Below are 22,783 nucleotides of genomic sequence, written 5' to 3'. Positions count from 1 at the left end.
ACAAAAAAACGCATCCAGCAACAAACAGCGTTACTGGATGCGATCAGTAGGAGTATTTTTAAAACGGATTATAAAACCGGCTTCCATCATGGAATGTGATGATTAAGGTGACAATGAACAGAATAGTAAATAGAGCGATTGCAAAGTAGTCACTTTTTTGAAAAGGTCTTGCACTATACCATGTGCGTTTTTTGTTTTTGCCAAAGCCGCGCAGTTCCATTGCGTTGCTGATGGTGTTAATTTTGTTTAGGCTTGATAAGATAAGCGGTGCAAGGATGGAGGCGGCATTTTTGATCCGTTTAGGAAGTTTTTCTTTGCGGGACATGTCAAGGCCTCTGGCTTGTTGGGCGCGTGCTATATTCCGAAAATCCCGCTGTACGTCCGGTATATATCTTAATGCCAAAGAAACAGCATACGAAATTCGATAACTCACACCGATGCGATTGAGGGAAGCGGCGAATTCGCTCGGATGAGTCGTCACAATAAAAAGCAAAGCCGCTGGGATCACTGTGAAATATTTTAACGTAATATTCAATTGGTAAAAAAGTTGTTCCAATGTGACGTTATACCTTCCTGATATTTCAAATAACACATGGTTGGAGCCGTAAATTTTTACTCCTTCTTGCGGTGAAAAGACATAAATGGCAACATTGTTTATGAAAAGAAATACTAAAATAAATACAAGAACAAACAATATCTCTTCAAGTTTAATTTTTGAAATAATAAAAATGAGAATACTAATTAAAAATAAAAATAGTAGAATACGAGTGTCGTATGTCAGCATAGCTGCTGTCGACCATAAGATAAAGCATATTAGCTTTGTTACACCTGTCAATTGATGAACAGGAGATTTTCGGTCAATATAAGATAGCATCTCGGCTGCCAACCTGCCTTACCTCCCGATCATATTCTATGAAACGTTCCACAAACTTCCTCGGTTCTGGTATTCCTGTTTTTAATGCCAGGTTATAAAGAGACGTTTCCTTTAAATTTGCCTGTTCAATGATGTCAATATCAGAAAGGACATTGACAGCTGAGTCATCGGCAATTTTCCTGCCTTCTGCAAATACAATCGCTCTTTCTGTATACTCCAGCATTAAATGCATATCATGAGTAATCATCATAATCGTGACGCCTTGCCGATTTAATTGAACAAGAAACTCCATAATATCAGTATAATGGCGAAAATCTTGTCCGGCAGTTGGCTCGTCCAAAATAATGATTTCTGGTTCTAACACTAAAATGGAAGCAATCGTAACCCGCTTTTTTTGACCGAAGCTTAATGCTGAAATCGGCCAATTCCGAAATGGGTACAGCCCGCAAATTTTTAATGTATTGTCGACGCGTTCTTTTATTTCAGCTTCCGCTAGGCCGCGAACCTTTAAGCCTAAGGCTACTTCGTCAAAAATCATATGCTTTGAAATCATATGATTTGGATTTTGCATGACCATGCCGATTTTTAACGAGCGTTCTTTAATCGTTTCGTTTGTTATATCCTTGCCGTTAAACAATATGCTCCCTGAGGAAGGCTTTTCAAATCCACAAATTAATTTTGTAATTGTAGATTTCCCTGCTCCATTTTTTCCAACAATGCTCACCATTTCCCCTTTGTTAATTGAAAAAGAAACATCCTTTATCGTTTCGTGACCTGGTGAATAGCTAAACGAAATATTTTTCAGCTCTAAAATTGTTTTTCCTTCTTTACTTGGCGTTTTTGGATTTGAATCTTCAAACCATTCCAACAAGTTTTTTCGGCATAAATCCGCTTTAAACTGATTGAAATCAGCAGGATGCATATCTTCAGTTAGTTCGCAACCGGCATATTTAACCGCTTTAATATATAACGGCTCCCGGATATTTGTCTCTTCTAAAATGTTAGTTGTTAAAAGCTGGACAGGGCTCATATCAGCTACTATTGAGCCGTCATTGACCACAATAATGCGATCGACATGGCGATATAAAACATCTTCTAAACGGTGTTCAATAATGACAACGGTTGTATTCGTTTCTTTTTGGATTTTGTCGATTAAAGCCATTGCATACTTTCCAGTAGCGGGGTCAAGGTTTGCGAGCGGTTCATCAAACAACAGGATATCCACTTTGTCAACCATTACACCAGCGAGGGAAACCCTCTGCTTTTGCCCGCCTGACAAATGATGGACAGAGGCAGGCAAATAATCATCCATTTCGACCATTTTGGAAGCATCTTTTACGATCTCGAACATTTCCTTTTGCGGAGTGCAATCATTCTCCAGTACAAAAGCTATGTCTTCACCAACAGTTAATCCTATAAACTGGCCATCAGGATCCTGTAAAACAGTACCAACCATTTTTGATAAAGCAAAAATATTTAACTCCTTTGTTTCCTGACCCATTACTTTTAAACTTCCGGTCATTTCTCCTTTATAAGAGAAGGGGATTAGACCATTGATGCAGTGGCCAATGGTGCTCTTCCCAGATCCTGAAGGACCAACGATTAAAACTTTTTCTCCTTCGTAAATGTTGAAATGAATATTTTTTAATGTTGGATTTTTTTGGCTATGATACTTAAAGCTAAAATTATGAAATTCAATCACTCGTTTTCTCATTCGTAAAAGCTCCTGTAAGTAAATATGTTGTCAAAACTCACAATGTGCTTTTATTCTTTATCAAGACTTCCTTTTTGACTGCGTGTTTTTGCATAGAGTAAAAGAAGAAGTGTTCCAATGACGGCAACTGTTACCATATTGGAAATTCCAACAACTAATCCTTGCAGGAAGACTTTATTTGCTGGCTCAGCATAAACCAGTATATCAAGAGAAGGTGCGACAAGGAACCAGCCGATTGCTTGAACAATCACCTGAACAATATTAAATGTAATAATTTTTTTAGTGCCGAATTCACCAGATTCGATATCGATGCTTTTGGAAGCCAGACCAATTAAAAATCCGACAAGCAAGCTGACAACAACCCAACTCCACCAAATAGATCCATAAAATATTAAGTCTTTTAACGCATGACCGATAAGTCCGATGAAACCGCCTGCGACAGGCCCAAAAATAATTGACATAAGTGCTAAAAATGCATAAGTTGTTTCAATATTGGAATTTGGTATCCCTGTTGGAATGGACGCAAATCTTCCCAGAATAACAAAGACAGCTGCTCCAATTCCGATTGCTACGATTGTTTTGATCGATAGATTGTTTTCTTTCATGAACTTCCTCTCCTTTTTTCATTTTTATGATTATACTGAATTTTCATTATATACGAATTTCGGTACTTTGCAGATAGTGATTTTCCATTTGGCACCTGCTTCAATATGGTAGGCCTTCGCAAATGATCCTTGATTGATTGCCACACCGATTTTGTCGAGCGAATTGACGTAAAGCAAAGGCTCGCCCAAATGACTATCCGCAAATGATCTGCCAAACGTCATAATATTTTTATAGACTTGTCTTGTTTCATTTTCAATCGTTACTTCAAAAGAATCTCCGTAATCTACGTCTAACTTTTGAAACAAGCTGCGATCAATATTGGTCCATAAGTTTCCAAATCGGACATCAAGTATATCAATATTCCCTTTGATCGCACCATTTTGAATATAGGCTTCTAAAACCGGCAGTTCAATTAGCGAATCGATTGGAATTTCCGGCCCCACCTGTTCAAACGTAATCACTTCGGATGCAAGCCGTGCGCCAGTATAAGCGTAAACATCACGTCCATGGAAGGTATAAGAATGGCCGGAATTTGGCAGTCGGTTTACCTTTTCATCGATCAGCCTTGCTTCTTCGATCCCAATATACTTCTTAATATGTGTGATCGTTCCATTGTCGGGTGTCACAATATATTGGTTTGATTTTGTCTTCACAACAATGCTTCTCCGTTCTGAACCGACACCCGGATCAACAACAGAAATAAATACCGTCTCCTTTGGCCAATACGATATCGTTTGGTACAGCCTATAAGACGCTTCCCAAATATTATATTGGGGAATATCGTGGGTCAAATCAAAAATCCTCAGGCTGGGATTAACATTCAAAGCGACTCCATACATTGCACTGACAGCTCCATCGCTTAATCCAAAATCAGTTTGAATAACTAAAAAACGATTCATAAATTTTCCCCCATACATTGTTGTTTTATAAAAAAAACCACGTCTTTATCTATATAGATAAGGACGTGGTTTTGCTCACGTGGTACCACCTTACTTCACTGTTTGCTCGCACAAAACAGCCTCTGCCAGTACTACGGGCTTAATCCCTTCATACTGTGGTATTTGTAACGAGTACCAAACTCGGCGGAACCTACTTGTACCTTCATACTTTATTGGGATAAAACACGAAAATAATACTTTCAGCACGCAACTCAGAGGCCATTGTTCGGGTTCGTATTTTTGCTTCTTCTCAGCTACCGAAGCTCTCTGTGAAAAATAACTGAACCTTACTTTTCCTCTTCATAGTTATTGTAAGAAAATTATTAACAATTTTTTAATTAATTATAATCACCGCCGCGAACATGTCAAGCGTTGGAATACGAAAAGTATGGAATGTGGTGGGGATTTGGTGCGGAGTGCTGGATATTAGGCTTGATGTGGAAGGTCTGATGTGGAAAAGATTTAGGTCGAATGAAATATGTTTGTGCGTATGTAGAACAAACTTGGTTCGGATAGTGAACAACCTTTTGCACGGCTGTACTTCACCCGTAGTGGGCTTGAAAACGCAGATATGCTTCGGTATACTGACGGTTATCTCCTTTCCCGACGGTCACCACGGCAGGATTAAACACACCGGCACTTTGCTAATTAAAATGGTAACCTAAGAAAAATGGGAAGGATTACTCATGTTCCTGTTTTTTGGAAGACAACTGGGATCAATTTCCAAGCAAGGAGGAACTTGGTATAGTTTTTGGCTCTGTTCAAAATTTGTCGAATCATTGGTGATTGAAAGATAAGATAAGGTGTATTACAATAACATTATCAGAACATACGTTCTGAATGTATATGGTGACAAAGTTTTCATTAGAACGTCTGCTGGTTGAGATTTGTCAAGAAGTACGTTTTGTAAGGCGATGCACTTTCTTTTATCTGAAAAATCTGTAAATAACTTCGGCTTTTCTTTAGATAAACCTCAACTCCCCTCCAAATTCTCCTCGAAAGGATGATTCCCGTTATGAAGGAATACCTCGATTTAAAACTGGACTTTATGTTTAAACAATTGTTCGGCCATCCGAGCCGAAAGCAGCTTACAATCGCTTTTTTGAATGCGGTTTTGCATCGGACAGGCCATGATCGTATCATCGATGTGCAGTTTGAAAACACAGAGCTGGCAAAAGAGTTCGAAGAAGGGAAAATGAACCGACTTGATGTGCTCGTGTGGACCGACCGAGGCGAGCGGATTAACGTGGAAATTCAAATCATTGACCAGCACGATATGCCGGAGCGGATTTTGTATTACTGGGCGAGGCTCTTTTCCCAGTCGCTCTTCAAAGGCCAAGGGTACAGCGAACTTCCTCCCACGATTATGATTGCAATTCTCAACTACCCGCTCTTTCCGCATGAAACCGATCGGTTTCACACCATCTTTCATATCCGCGAAGATAAAGAACAGTTTCTTTGGAGCGCGCATCTTGAATTTCACGCCATTGATTTATCACAATTTATGGTAAAATGGAAGAAATATAGACGTGATGTGAAGCGATCTACGGAGTGGCCCTGGTTGATGATGCTGTCAGCGGTGGATGCCCGGAAACAAGAGATTGATGAGACGATTCTCAAGGAACTGGAGGTGTTGGCGATGAACGAGCAAGAAATTCGCGAAGCATTGGAAGAGTGGGAGAAGCTAAGCGTCAGTTCCGAAAATCGCTACGCGTATGAAATGCGGCTGAAATGGCTGCGGGATCAATTGTCCAATCTTCTTGGCGAGCGGCGTGCTGGGATGGAGGAAGGGTTGGAAAAAGGATTGAAACAAGGGTTGAAACAAGGGCTAAAGCAAGGTCGGGAGGAAGAACGGAAGAACATGATCCGACATATGTCGGCGAAAGGAATGGCAGCGAAAGATATTGCCGATCTCACTGGACTTGCGGAAGAGGAAGTGCGAAAGTGGTTGAAATAGATTGCCTGTCATTTGTCGAAGCCGTTTGACAGTGGTTTAGGCTTATTCATCCGAAGAAGTAGTGGAAACGTTAGAAAACCTGCCGCCTAATAAGGCTTTGCTGCGCCATCGAAAAATAAATGTAGCACTCGGTAGGCGAAAAAAATGAAAGTGCTCTTGCATGAAACTGAAGATCGCACTTTCCTTTTAAAGGACTTTTCCATGCAAGAGCTATTTTATATCCCCTAATTTTTGAGCTACGGGTATTATTCAATAGAAACCATGCTGGTCATTCAGCATGTTGGTATCATGGACTCTAGCGATTGGGCAAATCGCCGAATTCCCTCGGGAATGGATTTTGTTTCTACTCGGCCGTAGGTAAAACGTATATATTTAATTAATCAAATTGAAAATAAAAAAGAGTCACAATCTGTATCTCAAATATTAAGAAGTATGCCAGTTTGGGGAAACTGGTACGGACCTGGACATGGTGGCGGTGTACCAAAAAATAAATTAGATTCTTTATGTATGACACATGATCTTTGTTATAAAGTAAAAGGATATTTCGATTGTGGCTGTGATAAAGCTTTAGTAGCTGGGATAACTGCCGCTCTTCCATTTATGAAATCTGACGAAAAAAGAGCTGCCTTAGCAGTAGCAGCTTACTTTAGTATAGCACCTTGTAAAAAATAATAGAGTGGGGAATTAAATGATTTATAAATTTATCATGTTTATAATATTTTGTATTTTAATGTTTATAGGATATTTAATTGAATGGATTACAGGAGGAAGACCTTGAATTTAGGATCATTATCTTAGTCAGTTCTTGAAAATACAAAACATCAGCTAGTACTTTCGCTTGTTGACAAAGTCTCTGCTTAGACAGTCTACAAGCTTTATTACTATATCTAAAAGTTTGACAGAGTACACTAAAGAAAAGCCCGAAAATACTGGTGTTTTGGACTATACCCACAACACGGGGGTGTCTAATAAGTTGTTTTTACGGCATGATTTTACGTAATAGCCGACCAAGCCCTAACCTTTCCCATACCTTTCGGAACAGATAAACCGGCCCAAACTCTTTTGTCCAAAGCACGGAGACAGAAGAGGAAGAGCCTTGCCCGTGAATTCGGTCAAAGTAACGCTCTGAAAATTTGGCTAATCCCTCGATTTATTGATCGACAGAGCCATTCTCTAATAAATGTTCTAATATCCCTAGATTACAAAGCGTTTGTTGCCGAACTTTATTGTCTACACGAAATGTACGACATATTTGTAGATATTGACGAACAGAACCATTTTTATTTTTTTGCTTGGGTCAGGTGCCTGTCACCACTCGATGCCCTGTCTGAGCTCAAGGGATGGTAAAAAAAGTATACATATCCGTCTGTCATGACAAGGGATGAGAGTCCAAAAGCACTTACGCAGGAAATTCAAAAAATGGTTCGCTAACCTATGACTTACACCTGTTTTCAGCGAACCAAAAAAGCTACAACAAAGTCTTGACTGACTCCGGAAAACGATGATCATACACAAATGCACATTTATTTGTTAAAATATTAATTATATTCTGACAAAAATGAAACCTATTGTTTTCGGAAGCAAGAGGTATTCTTTCGAAAAATTTACATCCATGAAACAAAATCATTAAATATACAAAGTAATCTATATATGGAATAAACGGTTTGCGGCCGTTTTATCACCGACAGAATGGGGGAGGGTGCAGTGGAGAAGATTGCCTCGCATGCGTATGAAAAGCCGGGCTGGAAACTGTATGTTTCGTTGCCGATTTTATCGTGGGCGTTGTATGATTTTGCGAATACGATTTTTTCCTCGAATGTGAATACGATTTTTTTCCCGCTTTATGTTTCGGAAACGGTGGGAAAAAGCGAGAGCTTGAACCAAATCGCCAGTACATTTATTTCGTATGCAAATGCGTTAGCTTCTTTCTTTTTAGTGATATTTTCTCCTTTATATGGCACATGGATTGATCGGACCGGGAGAAGAAAGAAATGGCTTGGGATTTTTACGACTCTTTCGGTTACGGCAACTTTGCTTATGGGTGTTGCCGGATATTCGAATCTTGGGAATGCCATGTTTGGATTGCCGGCGTCTTTTGTCATAATCGTGCTTTTATTTGTCGCAGCAAAGTTTTTTTACCATTCGAGCCTTGTTTTTTACGATTCCATGATTTCCAGTTTGGGGAATAAACAGGAAATTCCGCTTATCTCCGGTTTTGGCGTTGCTGTCGGATATGTCGGAACGCTTGTCGGGCTAGCTGTGTATCCATTTGTTGGAGAAATGGATTACTATCGGGCTTTTATTCCAAGCGCTCTTTTGTTTCTCCTCTTTTCTTTCCCGCTGTTTTTCTTTGTCAAAGAAGAAGCCGAAAAAGCCGATGCCTTAAAGCGAAAGGCCGGATTTTTTGCAGGCTATCGGGATATTTATGCAACATTGAAAGAAATGAAAAAGTATCAAAACATTTTTACTTTCATGATTGCTTATTTCTTTTTGAATGATGCGGTGGCGACGACGATCGCCATCATGTCCGTTTATGCCAAAGTCATTGCCGGGTTTACGGCAGGGGAGTTCATCCTTTTATATTTAGTCTCCACAGTTTCAAGTATTATCGGTTCCTTTCTTTTTGGCTATATTACGAGAAGCAAGGGAGCCAAAAAAGCGGTTTTGTATGTCGGCATCGTGATGTGCATCGCACTGGCGATAGGGGTGCTTGCTTTTTCCAAGCTATCTTTTTGGATTGCTGGGAGTTTGTTCGGCGTCAGTTTAGGAGCGATGTGGGTCACTTCGAGAACATATATAGTCGAACTTTCCCCGCCAGATAAGCAAGGGCAATTTTTCGGACTGTTCGCTTTTTCTGGAAAAGTGTCAGCCATCATTGGTCCAGCGATTTATGGAAGCATTACCCTCCTTTTTCATTCATATGGAAACATTGCCAATCGGTTGGCGATGGGATCGCTTTTGCTGATGGTGCTCCTTGGCATTTTCTTTTTGCTGAAGGTAAAGCCACAGGCGCCTGCCGCGCCGAAAAGCTGACGGAGGTTTTATGGGGGTGTCATTGGCGAAAGCTATTCCGTCATTGAAATCATGGAAGCACAAATAACTACCAGCCGCCATCTGGGCGCTCTTGTTCGTCTTTCTTGTTGCCTCATCGCTAAAAATTTATGAAGAACTTATTTTAAAAATTGGTTCTAAAATGAATTGACTTAACCGGACAAAAAATTAAGGTCAAGTAGATGAACAACCATATCTGAGCATACTGCTTATTTAGCATAAATGATCCGAATAGAAATTTTACATGGAGTGGCGGACATGTTAGGCTTGATGCCTTGCGAAGCAAGGATTGGCGCTCGCTCCTTTCGCTAGGAAACATGTCCGCAGAAGCTCCGTGTCAAGCGATATAGACCTAAAATTTTATACAGGGAATGGAATATTCGTATTTTGTCATTCATACATTTTTTAATTGCCAAAAACAGATAAATAAAGCAAAAAGGTTGGTGTTTAAACTTTCGGAGCCAGTTCGACAGCGGCGTGAATGGCTTCGAGCATGCTGCGTTCGTCCGCCAGATTTTTTCCTGCGATATCAAAGGCTGTTCCATGGTCGACAGATGTGCGGATGATACCGCCTTTGAGGCCGACGGTGATGTTTACTCCGGCTTCCAGCCCCAGCACTTTAATAGGGGCGTGCCCTTGGTCATGGTAGCAAGCGACAACAATATCAAAATCTCCGCGCACCGCACGGTAAAATAATGTATCTGCCGGATATGGTCCGGTTGCATTGATTCCTTCCACTTGTGCTTTTCGGATGCCGGGAATGAGTTTTTCCTCTTCCTCTCCATTGCCAAACAGTCCGTTTTCTCCAGCGTGAGGGTTGATGCCGCACACGGCGATGCTTGGGTTTTCTTTTCCAGCTCTTGTCAACGTTTCATGAGCCAGTTTAATGACTTTGTAGGTCCGATCGGGATTAATCATTTCTATCGCTTTAATTAACCCGACATGGGTAGTAATATGAATGACTTTAAGTTTTGGAGAGGATAACATCATCGCATAATCTTGAGTGCCCGTTAAATCGGCCAAAATTTCTGTATGTCCCGGGTATAGATGTCCGCCTTTGTGCAGGGCTTCTTTATTTAAAGGAGCTGTACAAATGGCCTGTATATATCCGTTTTTAGCTAATTCGATGGCACGTTTTAAAAATTGGAATGCGGCATCTCCTGCAGCTGCTGATACTTGTCCAAAAGACAAATTGGCAGGAAGCAAATTTAAATCAATGCAATCAATTGTACTGTATTGGTAAGTTGCTTCCTTTACAGATGAAATAGGGTGAATGGTCAGTTTGGAATTGGTAATTCTAGCTGCCCGTTCTAATATTTTTGCATCTCCTATCACTAAAGGATTGCATTGCTCATAAATGGATCGGTTTTGTAGGGCTTTTACGATAATCTCCGGTCCAATACCGGCAGCATCTCCCATCGTTATTCCGATGATAGGTTTCATTTGACATCTACTCCTTGTAATTGGTGAATTGCTTGAATAAATGTATTTTCCGAACCAAAGGCTCCCGCCTTTGTCACTACATGCATTCCTGAGTCATGAATTAATTTCGCTATTGGCACTCCTGTTTCCACTTCATCCAGCAATTCAAAACCCGAAGCTCCGATTTTCTCGCATACATGTTTTGCAGTATCCCCGCCTGTTAATATCATCCCTCTAAAATAGCCCTTGTTGATCAATGTGGAGGCAACTTCGCCTAATTTTTGAACAATGAAATTGCTTATTTCTATTGTGCTTAATCCTTTCGATTTTCCTATTTCCTGTACCTGTTTTATTTCATTGGGTGAAGCAGAAGAATATAGTGCGACATGATAACCCTGTTTGACCCAATCCTCTGCCTGGTGAATGGCTTTTTTCATTTCATCGCAGCGAATTTGGTCATCACTAACCAATCTTATGGAATCAAGCTGTACACCTTTGACATTCGTTAAAGAAAGGGCAAGATCTAACTGTTTGCGGGATACTTGGCTGACGCTACCAACTACTAGCAGGATGGGCTGTCGATTTTGATCAATCTTGATCGTTCTTTTTGCTTTTTGAAGCTGATAAACCTCGGGAAGGTAATTAGCCAGACCTGCCGACCCGACCCATACGACTTTTTCGTTAATGTGGCAAACGTATTGTGCGATACAACACAAATCTTCTTCAGTTAAAGAGTCAAAGACAATGTAAGGAATATGATTCGCACGATAATCGTTTAGTCTCTCTTTTACTTTATCAAATCCGAGACGAAGTGTTTGATAGTCAATTAATCCTATAGGACGCTTTGTCTGTTTGGCAATTAAACTGGGAATATACGACTCTTTAACTGGACATTTAGGGTCTCTTGATATTTCTGTCTCATGTAGCAATGTATCGTGTAAAAAATGATATCCTTTATAAGTGGTTCTTCCGTTTTTGGGATAACCTGGCGCAATAATCATAAATGTCGGCTTTATTGCATCGTAAACAGCATCGATTTCCGCTCCGATATTTCCTCTAAGGGTGGAATCGATTTTTTTGTAGATAATCGGGAAACAATCTTTTAGTTTTTCCGATACGACCTTTACTTTCTCATAGGCTTCTTTCTTAGATAAAGAGCGGCTATCAGTATCAATGACAACCGCATCGTTTTCGTCTAGTTGGCTCGAATGCAGTTGAAATAGTACGGATGTTTTTAAACCGTAATGAGCAAGCTGAACGCCGCTGTCGTTGGCTCCTGTTAAATCATCTGCGATGATTGCGATCTTCATGGTGCATCTCCTTCCTTAAATGGAGGAGCCCAAGTCATAGACATGGGCTTTATGGGTTAGTTTGGTAATTGGTAGTATTGCTGCAATTTATTTTTCTTTTCCAATCGTTTCGCCAAAAACGCGATGTAAATTGGTAGTAAAATCGCTGTCGTGACCGTACTTGCCGCTACTTGGACTGTCGCTAAATCAGCTACGCTTGCGAAAGAAGCATTCGCTGCCGCGATCGCAGCAGGAGTAGCTACAGCGTTTCCTGCGGTAGAGCCTTCAGCAGCACCGACAAGTGGATTCCAGCCGAATGCTTTAAAGATTAAGTATCCGGCAGTTCCTGTTAACAATACTGTAGCTACGCCCAACAATACGCCACTTAATCCCCCTTTGATGATGGCCCCAAAGTCGATCCCCATTCCTAAGGCGAACGCAAAAAATGGTATTAACATATCGCTGCCTTTTGCTAAAAATTCTCTCATTTCATTGTCTAAGTTTCCAAGTATCATGCCGATTGCAATTGGAAGTAAAACGGAGATAAAGGAGACAATGGAAAACATTCCATCGACAAACCCCATTGCGCCGAAAATAGATAACGCTACCATTGTTAAGAATGGTCCATCATTTAATGCTAATAGAGAATAGGCCGCTTTGTCATCTTCTTTCCCATACTGACCGACAATCGCCATATAAAGACCGCCGTTACTGTTGGTCATTGCCGCAATAATAGCCAGTGGTGTTAAACCTAAAAATAAACCACTTGGACCAGCTGCTATATAGGCGATTAATCCTACAAGTGCCCCTACCGCCCACTTGACGAACAGTAATGTAAACCCTTTACCAAGCGCAATGCCTGCGCTTCTTACATTAATTTGTGCTCCTGCGCAAAGTAAAAATAGAGCGATTAAAGCACTTGCGCTGTTGACGAATAGCGCTTCTGTAAAGTTGCCGATTCGAAGCAGATTCGGTGCGAACGTATTGATCGTCGCGGCCAACAGCAATGGCACGACCATCATTCCACCAGGAATGCGGTCTAATGTTGCCTTAATTTTCATTCTTTCTCCTCTCCTTTGTTGTTGTTTTAAAATGAAACAATTTTATAAATAATATAATAATAAACCGCTTTCAATTTAATTTTATTAGGGTATGTTTTATTTATCAACAATATTTTTACATAAAAATAATAAAGATGAAATAATGTTGCATTATGCAACATTATTTCAGCTTTCTCCATAACGTACTTCGATTGATCCCCAATCTTTTGGCTGCTCTTGTCTGATTCATTTCTTCTTCTTGTAACACTTTCCAGATAATATCCTTTTCAATCTCAGCTAGCGGTTTATTGAGATCAATCACGGAACAACCTAGTTGAGCGTGTTCATCTGTATTTTTCCAAATGTTGTTTAAATCTTCTTTATTAATATACTCATTATTCGTAAACTGGACGGCTTGTTCAATCACACTGCTCAATTCTTGTAAATTATTTTTCCAAGTACGGCTGTACAGCCATTTTAGCGCTTCTTCCTGCACGCCTACGATTTGCTTTCCATATTTGACGTTATATTGCGCAATAAATTTTCGAACATATTCGTTTAAATCTTCCGCGTGTTCTTTCAGAGACGGCAATCGAATTTGGTTTTGTTTAAATTGTTTAAAAATTTGAACCGATAATTTTTTTTGCTGCAACAAATCAATCGGGTTATCATGAAATAAAAAAATAATGCGTGCTTTTGTCTGGTGGATCAGGTGCGCTAGATGATTTTGGTGTTCCAACCGCAAACGTTCAACGCCTTCGAAAACACATGTCCCTATGTCCAAATGGACTAAGATAAGCTTGAGATAGTCTGCTATCTCGCGATGATCTTCTAAGACTCGGATGAGCAACAGAAAACTATCTTTCGCCTCGCTTTCACAATGAATGATTCCTGCTAGTGTTTTTTTTCCAGTTCCTTTTTCTCCGTATAATGCAACTGGCTTATTATGTGCAGCAGCCTTTTTCCCTTGCTTAATAACAGCTTTCATCAATTGGCTATTCCCGAGAATCTGTGAAAAGGAAGTCATGATTGGTTGTATGGCAGCAACGGATAGGCCATAATCTTGTTGGTCTTCCTTCTCTTCGGCTGAAAACCGCAGGTAATACTGGTGGTTTTCGGAGTTATCTATTTTAAGATACCCTTGCCGAAACTGCATATGTTCATCATCTGTAACGAAAGTGTACAATATTTCTATTGGTTCAATTTTTTTGCATAATTGTGTGCATGCATTGTTGAGAAATGGAAAATACGAATAAATAGTAGATTTATCCGAATCATTTTTGAGTGCTGGAAATATTTTTTGAAAAGAAGAACTAGTAAATTGTATCATGCCATTTTCGTCATAAACAACTAAAGGTTCTTTTGTTTTTTGCAGCAGTTGTTGATATACCTTTGTTTGTTTGGCAGTGTTTTTAATAATTTGATAAGTTTGTTTTGCTTGTTCAAACGCTTCGATTATGGACTCTCTGCCTGAAGTAATCAGTATGCTCTGAAGCCCGTTCGCTTCCGCAGTCTTGCAAGTAATCGTGTCTCCGATAATCGCTTGGGCGCCGTTGGCTTTAGCTTGTTGGACTGCCTCCTCTACCTCTTCTTGGTCATGGATAATGGTATAAGGAATTTTAACATCTAAAAGATTGGATACAGAAACAAAACCTTGGCATATGTTTAGGAATCCAATAATGTGAAGATGTGCGTTATGGTCTTTAACCAATGTCAATATACGTAATAAGTCATAGCCTGAGACTTTTATTTCAATAACTGGCAATGAGATATGCTGGCGCAGCAACTGAGCGGTGCCGCCGCGACTGATAATGAGATCATAACCTTCTTTTTCATATTGTTTCGCAATGGGTATAGCCTCTTGTAAATCTCCTTGTACAACTGTAATGTCCAGGGATTGTTGTTCTTTACCGAGAGTTAAGGCTAATTCTTTTAAACCGGGGTAGGGAGCAATCAATAATGTTTTTATTTTCATGTTTATCAATCCACCCATCTCATTTGTTTCTGCTACCATTCATTATAGCCTAGTTTCACTTTGAGGTAAGTTTCCTTATTGTTATTTTAGCTTTTGTCCTCTATCTCTCCCGACCCGGAATAATGGTTCCATTTTTGTAAATGTTGATGAATATTTTGGAAAGGCTGACAGTGGTGAACGGCGTCTTTGCACAGAATTTTGTACAGCTAGCAAGAAATAGGGATATAAAAATGTTTCGTGATGTAGATCTATGGCAATTAGCCGACTTAGCCGGCTTATGAGTGAATCATAACCGTTGTAGATGTAAGGAGATATTTTCGGGAGAGGATAAAGGAAAGCAAATAGAAAATATTTCGTTAGTGAATTTATTGAGGATTTGACAAGATAAGAGATTGAGGTAAAAGAGAATTAAAAGAAGAGGTAGTTTTTTCGGTTGTGTGCTTCGCTTTCTAGCATGACTAGTGGGAAAAAGGCTTTTAAGAACCTTCCCCATGAGTCATGCCAGATCGAAAAATTTTAAATAAAATCATTTCTTTTGCTCTTAAATGGGTTGTGCGTATAAAAGCTGATAGTTCTCTTTTAACTACGGACAGATATTATAAGTGAAAGGGGAAAGGTCACAGCGGAAAATAGAAATTGAGCATTCTTATCCAAGATGAATCATTTTAAAACATTATGGCATTGTTCCTAAAGCGGCTATTCGTCCGATGTAAAGTTAATAAATAACACGGTACAATCTATCTACGGCAACTGGTATGTCTTCATTTTTTATATTGGCAAATCCGATAATCAAAATAATTTTTTTTCCTTCTTCGATATTGCCTAGTAAATTGAACCTCTTCATGGAGTATATTTCAAGTTTTTCTTTTTTTGCTCTTTCTTCAATTTCTTTATACCCTTTATCTGTTTTGAATTCCGCAATGAAATGAAGTCCTGCCGGCACATTTTTAATCTTAATGTCATTTCGAAATTTCCATTTCAATTCCTTAATCAGGTTTTCTCTTTTCATCTCATAGTGATTGTTCATGCGCTTGACGTGTTTTGCGTACTCGCCGCTTTCAATAAAATAGTGAAGCGTAAATAAATTCAGTGTATTGCTTCCCTGTATCCAATATGAAAAATGTCTTTTGTACTCTCTTAATAAATCGGGAGGCAAAACGAGATAACTGATTCGGAAACTTGGCATGATCGTTTTGGAGAATGTTCCTGCATAAATCACTCGTTGATTCCGATCTAGGCTTTGCAGCGACGGAATATTGTCCGTTCCGTATTTAAATTCGCTATCGTAATCGTCTTCTACAATATACCTTCCTTCAGAAGCCGAGGCCCAATTCAAAAGTTCAATTCTTCTTGAAATAGGCATAATGATTCCGGTCGGGAATTGGTGTGACGGGGTGATAAAAAGGAAATGTGGATTCAAAGCTTCCACTTTCTTGATGTCTATTCCTTTTTTATCAAGATCGATTGGAAAAACTTCAAAATTCATATCTTTTAATAATTGGTAGATGCGAGAATACCCAGGGTTCTCAATTGCAGCTTTTATATTTTCCCTCTGCATGCCCAACACTTGACGTAACAAGGGCTGTGTCCCGGGGCCGATAATCACTTGTTCTGGTTCGCATTTAACGCCGCGTGTAAGCGCAATCATACGTGAGATGGTTTTTCTCACAAGGTAAGGACCTTGAGGATGAGAAATGTCCGAAAGTTCGTTTTTGTGATTTTTTATTGCTATTTTTTCACACTTCATCCATTCTTTAAACGGGAACATGGAGATGTCAGCCGTCATATGTGATAAGGAAAGCCATCCCTCATCTTTCTTGGAGAATTCTTCTTTTAAATCATCTGGAAAGTTCATTTTAGCCTCTTTTTGATTGTTGAACTGTGTAATATTTTCCACATAGTAGCCTTTTCTTTCAATTGCGTAAATATATCCTTCAGCCAGGAGCTGCTCGTACGCATTTGAAACCGAATTAATGCTCACTTCTAATTTTTCTGCTAATTTTCTTTTGGAAGGCAATTTCTCATTGGTAGGAATCTTTCTCTCTAAAATCGCTTCTTTTAACGATTTATAAATTTGTTGATAGATATGATTTGACTTATCCTTTTTATCTATTTGAAAGAAAATCATAATCTATCTCTCCCTCTGGTACCTGAAAAATCAGAAAACTGGTACTTTTCTTTTAATATATTTATCATAATATTATTAAAAAACAATGTAAAGGAGGACAACATTGAATGTTAGGAATATTGACGACTGAAGGGCTGTAAACTAATCGGAAGAAATGTTTCAAGCGGTTTCACGGAAATTGTGCCTATTAAGCAGTCGTCCTATTTGCCGAAGGGTTTTACGGAAGAAACGATATAACGTTCGGTATGGGAAGCTGAGCAATATAAATATGGATCAAACATTTGATATTGTCCCGGATTTGATGATCGTTTCCAAGTCGTCGGCTGTGGGTTATTAAGCAGTGTAGCAGGCAAGATGGGAATTTGAAAGACTGCCCGTACTGGGTGAAACGCATGCCAGAAATCCGTCAGCATGTGCTCTTTTGTTGGCGATGATGGGTATCGTTGAAAAGAAGAATTTGCTCCCAATTTCTGAAATACTGCTGGAATGACAAGTGGAACATAATAGATGAAGGTAAATTCGCGGCATACATCCTATAGTAGCGGCGGAGATTATTGAAGACCACACGGACCATAAAAAAAACGAACCAAATTCTGAAATACCCGAATGAATGTGACTTTTTATTTTCTGACGGTATTGATGGAAATTTATAGACCTTTAACACCGTTTGTTGTTTCAAGTTGAGAGATAAATTCCTGTATTGGGAGTAAAGGTGGGTCAATGGCAGAGAGCCGGAGATGAAATAAATTAATGAGTGTTTACTAATTTGCTGTGGAAAAAGGTTTGGTAAAAAATTTTTCATTTAACGGAATTATATATATTTTAAACTATGAAAGTAAGAGGTGGTGTGAAAATGACTCGTTATGAATATGGTGGCGACGAATTTATATTTGTCGAATTAAGTGAAGAGATGAGTTTGGAAGTAAACTTTAAAGCAATGGCTATTACGAATCGATTAAAGGAGGAGAGACTTCCAGGAATAATAGATATTTGTCCATCGAATTCTTCGTATATGATTCGTTTCGATCCAGATCGTACCCATCCGAACGATTTGATTTCAAAATTGAGAGAACTAGAGGAATCTGTTTCTTCTGATGACATTGAAATATCTTCACGTGTTGTAGATGTCCCCATCTTATTTGATGATCCATGGACACACGAGGCATTAATGCGTTTTAGGGACAGGCATCAAGATCCCTCATCAACCGACTTGGAATATGCGGCACGTATCAATGGTTTCAAATCGAAAGAAGATTTAATAAAAGCAATAACTGACTTCCCTTTTATTGTATCGATGATTGGATTTGTGCCGGGGCTTCCATGGTGTTATCAAATGGTGCCTCGTGAGCAGCAAATAGAAGTACCGAAATATGTTCGGCCCCGGACATATACTCCCGAGCGGGCATTTGGTTTTGGTGGAGCGTTTGCTGTTATATATCCAGTTCAAGGGGCAGGAGGATATCAATTATTTGGTATTGCGGCAGCCCCCATATTCGAGAAAGAACAGCGCAATCATGATTTTAAAGATTCAATGACTTTCCCAAAACAAGGAGATATATTTAGATACCGCAGTATCACCATGGAAGAGTATGAGGAAATTCGTAAAAAAGTAAATGATGGGACCTTCCGCTATTTGACGAAGGATATTACGTTTTCAACAAAAAAAGTACTAAAGGATCCTAAAGCATTTTCTGAAGATGTGTTAAGGAGGTTGTATTCATGATAAAAGTCATAACCCCCGGACTGCAAACGACTATTCAGGACAATGGCCGTATTGGCTACTATGAAGTTGGAATGCCTCCGTCAGGTGCGATGGATAAGTTCTCTTACATTGTAGGCAATTTACTTGTCGGTAATAATGAAAATGCTGCTGCATTGGAAATCACATACATGGGGCCAACTCTTGAATTTCAAGAAGATGCCATTATTGCTCTAACCGGCGGGGAAATTCCTCCAAAAATAAACGGACAATCCGTTCCAATGTGGGAAGCTTTGGCTGTTAAAGCTGGGGATCAACTTTCTTTTGATTTTGTCAAAAATGGCGCAAGAGTATACCTCGCTGTAGCGGGCGGTTTTGATGTTCCTTTAGTAATGGGCTCGCGTTCTACATACACGCTATGCGGCATAGGGGGGCTAGATGGGAGACAACTGCAAGAAAATGACATACTTAAAATAGGAAATGAAAATATACGCCCTGCAAAAATTGGGGCACGCATTGACGATTCATTTATTCCGCAATTTTCAAATCAACATGAAATCCGCGTTGTTTTGGGGTTATGCAGTTATCGTTTAACGGAGGAGAGTAAGGAACGCTTTTTTTCCATTGATTGGACTGTTTCAACAGAAGCAAATCGGGTGGGCTATCGCTTCAGAGGGGAACGTTTGAATTTTGTTGAACGCAAACAGCCGTTTGGGGCAGGAAGCAACCCTTCGAACGTAGTCGATTTAGGTTATCCGATTGGATCCATTCAAGTGCCAGATGGTATTGAACCAATTGCATTATTAAATGATGCCGTTACAGGCGGAGGATACGCTACAATTGGTACAATCATAAGCGCCGATTTAAACAAATTGGCACAAGTCAAAACAAATGAATCCGTAAGATTTGTGGCTGTTGATATCGAAGAAGCCCTTTCAGCAAGAAAAGAAATAAAAAATATATTAAATCAAATAAAACAACAACTTTGTTAAATTGGAGGAATCTAATATGGAAAGTATCATTGTATCTGCGATCCCTGGAATATTTTATCGAAAACCGTCTCCTGAAGAAGATGAATTTGTTAAGGAAGGTGACCGTATTAAGGCAGGAGATGTTATAGGATTAGTTGAAGTCATGAAAACTTATTATGAAATAAAGGCAGAAAAAGAGGGAATTATTGATAGATTTTTAGTTTCAAATGAAGAACCAATTAATGCCGGACAAGAGATAGCAGTGATTAAAGAAGAAAAGTGAAAGAATGGGGTGAACAAACAAATCAATGAGTCTTTTCAAAAAAGTATTAATCGCTAACCGTGGAGAAATTGCCAGAAGAATTATCAAAACTTGCAATCGGATGGGCATTCAAACCGTTGCAGTATATTCTGATGCAGATGCGGATGCACCGTTTGTAAAGGAAGCAGCTGAAGCAGTTTACATTGGAGAAAGCCAAGTAAAGAAGAGTTATCTGAATATGGAAAGCATAATCCGGGCAGCAAAAGAAACAAAAGCGGAAGCAATTCATCCTGGATATGGTTTCTTATCTGAAAATGCTGATTTTGTTAAGGGATGCGAAGAAGAAGGTATTGTTTTCATTGGTCCTAGTGCACAGGTAATGAAATTGATGGGAAGCAAAGTAGAAGCCCGGATCAAAATGTCTGAAGCGGGAGTTCCTGTAGTCCCTGGATCGGAAGGAAGTTTGGATTCAGTGGAAGAAGCGTTATCTATTGCGAACCAAATTGGTTATCCCCTTATGTTAAAGGCGAGCGCAGGTGGCGGGGGAATCGGGATGAAACTGGTTCGAGACGATAAAGAACTGGAAGAAGCCTTTCACTCAACGAGGCAACAAGCAACATCTTTCTTTGGAGACGGAACGATTTTTCTGGAAAAATGGATTTCAGAACCACGTCATATTGAAGTACAAATAGCTGCCGATCATTATGGCAATACTGTCCACTTATTTGAAAGAGAATGTTCTATACAAAGAAGACATCAGAAAGTGATTGAAGAAAGTCCATCCCCATTTCTTGATGAGGAACTTAGGGAAAAATTGTTGACAACAGCACTTCGGGGAGTAAAGCATATAGGATATACCAATCTAGGTACAATGGAATTTATCTTTGATGAACATAAAAATTTCTACTTCCTTGAAATGAATACAAGGCTGCAAGTAGAGCATCCGGTAACTGAAGAAATTACAAGCCTTGATTTAGTTGAATGGCAGCTGCGGATTGCCGCTAAACAACCTCTTCCGTTGCAACAAGATCAAATTCACAGAAACGGCCACGCCATTGAGTGCCGGTTGTATGCGGAAGATCCGGTCACTTACTTTCCTTCTCCCGGGCAGATCGAACGTTTGACTTTGCCTGTTCATCAAGCAAGATTTGATTTCGGTGTAGTAGAAGGGAATCATGTTACTCCATTTTACGATCCTATGATAGGGAAGATAATTGTACATGGCAGCAATCGAAGAGATTCGCTAGAAAAAACAAAACACGTCCTTGAGCAAATCGAAATTCAAGGAATTAAAACAAATCTGCCATTATTGAAAAAAATTATGCAAAATGATCTGTTTGCTAAAGGATATTATACAACCAAGTTTCTCGATCATTTTAATTTGAATCAACAAGTGAAATGAGGGGATCAACATGTATAAGGTAGATATCAATTGCGATATGGGTGAAAGTTTTGGCCTTTATGAACAAGGAAACGATGAAGAAATGATGAAGTATATTTCTTCAGCAAATATCGCATGCGGTTTTCATGCAGGAGATCCTCATGTCATGAGGAAAACAGTTGAATTGGCGAAGAAATATAATGTAGGAATTGGTGTGCATCCCGGATTTCCTGATTTGCTTGGTTTCGGCCGACGCGCAATGGCTTGTACACCGTCGGAAATTAAGGATTATATCATTTATCAAATGGGAGCATTGAGAGAATTTGCAAACATTTTTGATGTAAAATTACAACATTGCAAACCGCATGGAGCTTTGTATATGAGGGCAATGGAGGATAAACAGGTGGCACGTGCCATTCTTGAGGCTATCCATGCTGTGTCAAAGGATATGATTGTGTTTGCTTTAAATAATTCAGAATTTATGGAAGAAGCAATAAAAATGGGTATCCCTGTAGCCAAGGAAGCTTATTCGGATCGTGAACATACGGAAAATGGGTCTATTATATTAACTAGAAAAGGCTCCGAAATAAAGGACTATGCTGCAATGGCTGATCGTGTTGTTAGAATGATTAAAGATAAAAAAGTCATTACTCACGATGGAAAAGAGGTTTCTATTGAAGCAGATACGATTTGTATTCATGGAGATACTCCTGGAGCACCGGAACTAGCAAAGGCAATCGTAGAAGCATGTAACAAAAATGATATACAAGTTCTGCCTATAAATAAAATTCTTAATTGAGTTATGAATCTGAACAGGAAGTCTCCCTTTATGTGTAAAGCAAAGATTCTGAATTAGGAAGTAATGCTTTCACGTGAGCTTTTCATATATAGGCGATACAAGATGTTAAGTGTGGTTTAAAAAATTGTTGCGTAAATCAGGAAATTTATCAAGTGAACCTTAAGGGATTTGATAAAAAAGAATATTTGGACCGTGGAACAAAATCAATGAAAAAGAACTTTCTTGTAGGCTTTTTCAAAAGCATGTTTGGTAACTTTCTAAGCATTTTTAAAACCATTCTAAGCCTCGTTTTGTCTGTTTTGAAGGGGCGGCTAGGATCCGTGGTATCCGTCAGAAGATGTGTCATCTTTTTGGCAAACAAAAAATAATATCAATACGAGCTCAAGCCAATACCTTATATTGGCTCAACGCTTAGGAAAATTGGAAAGTGCCAGACGTCAGTGAAACACTCGGACACCAGAGGTTTTTTTCATAAATAATGTGGTATTAAGTTAGGGACAAAATACAAGGAAGAAACCTAACATAACGTTTTTAGAAATGTGCCGACAAAAATTTACCGACGGTGTCATTACTGGTTTAAAGTGGTGGGACTATATGTTTTCTGTGCCATATTTTAAAATAACTAATTAATCAATCTTTTTTAAGAGTCAGCGTATAATTTAGCTGACCAATTCTTT

At 39.2% G+C, this 22,783-nt stretch carries 17 protein-coding genes and 1 other annotated feature; of the genes, 8 read left to right on the top strand and 9 right to left on the bottom strand.

Annotation, left to right across the window (positions count from 1 at the left end; translation table 11 throughout):
* Window positions 1–58: 58 nt before the first annotated feature.
* From NSQ84_RS16920 to NSQ84_RS16905, 4 genes are read right to left on the bottom strand one after another with little or no spacing between them, the layout of a single operon-like run.
* Complete coding sequence (locus NSQ84_RS16920; protein ID WP_327873719.1) at window positions 59–886, bottom strand: energy-coupling factor transporter transmembrane component T; 828 nt, start codon at window positions 884–886, stop codon at window positions 59–61.
* Window positions 858–2,588, bottom strand: a complete 1,731-nt coding sequence (locus NSQ84_RS16915) for an ABC transporter ATP-binding protein (protein ID WP_327873718.1) — start codon at window positions 2,586–2,588, stop codon at window positions 858–860. The genes NSQ84_RS16920 and NSQ84_RS16915 overlap by 29 nt, the downstream gene beginning before the upstream one ends.
* 50 nt (window positions 2,589–2,638) lie before the next feature.
* Complete coding sequence (locus NSQ84_RS16910) at window positions 2,639–3,193, bottom strand: ECF-type riboflavin transporter substrate-binding protein (RefSeq protein ID WP_327873717.1); 555 nt, start codon at window positions 3,191–3,193, stop codon at window positions 2,639–2,641.
* Window positions 3,194–3,223: 30 nt separating this feature from the next.
* Window positions 3,224–4,093 (bottom strand): S-adenosyl-l-methionine hydroxide adenosyltransferase family protein, encoded by an 870-nt coding sequence (locus NSQ84_RS16905; RefSeq protein WP_063388964.1) that lies wholly within the window; start codon window positions 4,091–4,093, stop codon window positions 3,224–3,226.
* A gap of 56 nt (window positions 4,094–4,149) precedes the next feature.
* Window positions 4,150–4,445: a binding site (T-box leader), on the bottom strand.
* A 702-nt stretch (window positions 4,446–5,147) separates the two neighbouring features.
* On the opposite strand from NSQ84_RS16905, the gene NSQ84_RS16900 reads away from it, so the two are divergent.
* The 3 genes from NSQ84_RS16900 (at window position 5,148) to NSQ84_RS16890 (ending at window position 9,122) form a co-directional block, all read left to right on the top strand.
* Entirely contained in the window at window positions 5,148–6,089 is a 942-nt protein-coding gene (locus tag NSQ84_RS16900; protein WP_327873716.1) for an Rpn family recombination-promoting nuclease/putative transposase, read from the top strand.
* Between the two features lie 432 nt (window positions 6,090–6,521).
* The gene (locus NSQ84_RS16895; RefSeq protein ID WP_327873715.1) at window positions 6,522–6,761 is read left to right on the top strand and encodes a hypothetical protein; all 240 of its coding nucleotides are present in this window, start codon (window positions 6,522–6,524) and stop codon (window positions 6,759–6,761) included.
* Window positions 6,762–7,778: 1,017 nt separating this feature from the next.
* Entirely contained in the window at window positions 7,779–9,122 is a 1,344-nt protein-coding gene (locus tag NSQ84_RS16890; RefSeq protein ID WP_063388908.1) for an MFS transporter, read from the top strand.
* A 465-nt stretch (window positions 9,123–9,587) separates the two neighbouring features.
* Here NSQ84_RS16890 and pdxA read toward each other — a convergent pair whose 3' ends face one another.
* From pdxA to NSQ84_RS16865, 5 genes are all read right to left on the bottom strand, one after another.
* Window positions 9,588–10,583 (bottom strand): 4-hydroxythreonine-4-phosphate dehydrogenase PdxA, encoded by a 996-nt coding sequence (gene pdxA, locus NSQ84_RS16885; protein ID WP_327873714.1) that lies wholly within the window; start codon window positions 10,581–10,583, stop codon window positions 9,588–9,590.
* Entirely contained in the window at window positions 10,580–11,872 is a 1,293-nt protein-coding gene (locus NSQ84_RS16880) for a four-carbon acid sugar kinase family protein (protein ID WP_311066614.1), read from the bottom strand. Before NSQ84_RS16880 ends, pdxA begins: the two co-directional genes overlap by 4 nt.
* A 56-nt stretch (window positions 11,873–11,928) precedes the next feature.
* Window positions 11,929–12,912, bottom strand: a complete 984-nt coding sequence (locus tag NSQ84_RS16875; RefSeq protein WP_117017418.1) for a 2-keto-3-deoxygluconate permease — start codon at window positions 12,910–12,912, stop codon at window positions 11,929–11,931.
* Window positions 12,913–13,072: 160 nt separating this feature from the next.
* The gene (locus NSQ84_RS16870; RefSeq protein WP_117017417.1) at window positions 13,073–14,866 is read right to left on the bottom strand and encodes a sigma-54-dependent transcriptional regulator; all 1,794 of its coding nucleotides are present in this window, start codon (window positions 14,864–14,866) and stop codon (window positions 13,073–13,075) included.
* Between the two features lie 715 nt (window positions 14,867–15,581).
* Window positions 15,582–16,994, bottom strand: a complete 1,413-nt coding sequence (locus NSQ84_RS16865) for a PLP-dependent aminotransferase family protein (protein ID WP_327873713.1) — start codon at window positions 16,992–16,994, stop codon at window positions 15,582–15,584.
* 853 nt (window positions 16,995–17,847) lie between these two features.
* On the opposite strand from NSQ84_RS16865, the gene NSQ84_RS16860 reads away from it, so the two are divergent.
* The 5 genes from NSQ84_RS16860 to NSQ84_RS16840 are packed head-to-tail and all read left to right on the top strand — an operon-like array spanning window position 17,848 to window position 22,106.
* Window positions 17,848–18,717: an allophanate hydrolase subunit 1 gene (locus NSQ84_RS16860; protein WP_327873712.1), complete on the top strand. Its 870-nt coding sequence runs from the start codon at window positions 17,848–17,850 to the stop codon at window positions 18,715–18,717.
* Window positions 18,714–19,685 carry a biotin-dependent carboxyltransferase family protein gene (locus NSQ84_RS16855; protein ID WP_117017413.1) on the top strand — a complete coding sequence of 324 codons (972 nt, stop codon included), beginning with the start codon at window positions 18,714–18,716 and terminating at the stop codon, window positions 19,683–19,685. The genes NSQ84_RS16860 and NSQ84_RS16855 overlap by 4 nt, the downstream gene beginning before the upstream one ends.
* Before the next feature lie 16 nt (window positions 19,686–19,701).
* Entirely contained in the window at window positions 19,702–19,947 is a 246-nt protein-coding gene (locus tag NSQ84_RS16850; protein ID WP_130157666.1) for an acetyl-CoA carboxylase, read from the top strand.
* A gap of 25 nt (window positions 19,948–19,972) precedes the next feature.
* Complete coding sequence (locus NSQ84_RS16845) at window positions 19,973–21,328, top strand: acetyl-CoA carboxylase biotin carboxylase subunit (RefSeq protein WP_327873711.1); 1,356 nt, start codon at window positions 19,973–19,975, stop codon at window positions 21,326–21,328.
* A gap of 10 nt (window positions 21,329–21,338) precedes the next feature.
* Window positions 21,339–22,106 carry a 5-oxoprolinase subunit PxpA gene (locus NSQ84_RS16840; RefSeq protein WP_327873710.1) on the top strand — a complete coding sequence of 256 codons (768 nt, stop codon included), beginning with the start codon at window positions 21,339–21,341 and terminating at the stop codon, window positions 22,104–22,106.
* Window positions 22,107–22,783 lie beyond the last annotated feature (677 nt).

Source organism: Aeribacillus sp. FSL K6-3256, from assembly GCF_037965805.1.
In the GTDB taxonomy this organism is placed as follows: domain Bacteria; phylum Bacillota; class Bacilli; order Bacillales; family Aeribacillaceae; genus Aeribacillus; species Aeribacillus composti.
This window is presented reverse-complemented; position numbering and strand designations above follow the sequence as displayed.

Bases quoted from the DNA above. Each gene is read 5' to 3' on its own strand.
- NSQ84_RS16915 (WP_327873718.1), bottom strand. From the start codon at position 2,588: ATGAGAAAACGAGTGATTGAATTTCATAATTTTAGCTTTAAGTATCAT.
- NSQ84_RS16910 (WP_327873717.1), bottom strand. From the start codon at position 3,193: ATGAAAGAAAACAATCTATCGATCAAAACAATCGTAGCAATCGGAATT.
- NSQ84_RS16905 (WP_063388964.1), bottom strand. From the start codon at position 4,093: ATGAATCGTTTTTTAGTTATTCAAACTGATTTTGGATTAAGCGATGGA.
- NSQ84_RS16900 (WP_327873716.1), top strand. From the start codon at position 5,148: ATGAAGGAATACCTCGATTTAAAACTGGACTTTATGTTTAAACAATTG.
- NSQ84_RS16895 (WP_327873715.1), top strand. From the start codon at position 6,522: ATGCCAGTTTGGGGAAACTGGTACGGACCTGGACATGGTGGCGGTGTA.
- NSQ84_RS16890 (WP_063388908.1), top strand. From the start codon at position 7,779: ATGGGGGAGGGTGCAGTGGAGAAGATTGCCTCGCATGCGTATGAAAAG.
- pdxA (WP_327873714.1), bottom strand. From the start codon at position 10,583: ATGAAACCTATCATCGGAATAACGATGGGAGATGCTGCCGGTATTGGA.
- NSQ84_RS16880 (WP_311066614.1), bottom strand. From the start codon at position 11,872: ATGAAGATCGCAATCATCGCAGATGATTTAACAGGAGCCAACGACAGC.
- NSQ84_RS16875 (WP_117017418.1), bottom strand. From the start codon at position 12,912: ATGAAAATTAAGGCAACATTAGACCGCATTCCTGGTGGAATGATGGTC.
- NSQ84_RS16870 (WP_117017417.1), bottom strand. From the start codon at position 14,866: ATGAAAATAAAAACATTATTGATTGCTCCCTACCCCGGTTTAAAAGAA.
- NSQ84_RS16865 (WP_327873713.1), bottom strand. From the start codon at position 16,994: ATGATTTTCTTTCAAATAGATAAAAAGGATAAGTCAAATCATATCTAT.
- NSQ84_RS16860 (WP_327873712.1), top strand. From the start codon at position 17,848: ATGACTCGTTATGAATATGGTGGCGACGAATTTATATTTGTCGAATTA.
- NSQ84_RS16855 (WP_117017413.1), top strand. From the start codon at position 18,714: ATGATAAAAGTCATAACCCCCGGACTGCAAACGACTATTCAGGACAAT.
- NSQ84_RS16850 (WP_130157666.1), top strand. From the start codon at position 19,702: ATGGAAAGTATCATTGTATCTGCGATCCCTGGAATATTTTATCGAAAA.
- NSQ84_RS16845 (WP_327873711.1), top strand. From the start codon at position 19,973: ATGAGTCTTTTCAAAAAAGTATTAATCGCTAACCGTGGAGAAATTGCC.
- NSQ84_RS16840 (WP_327873710.1), top strand. From the start codon at position 21,339: ATGTATAAGGTAGATATCAATTGCGATATGGGTGAAAGTTTTGGCCTT.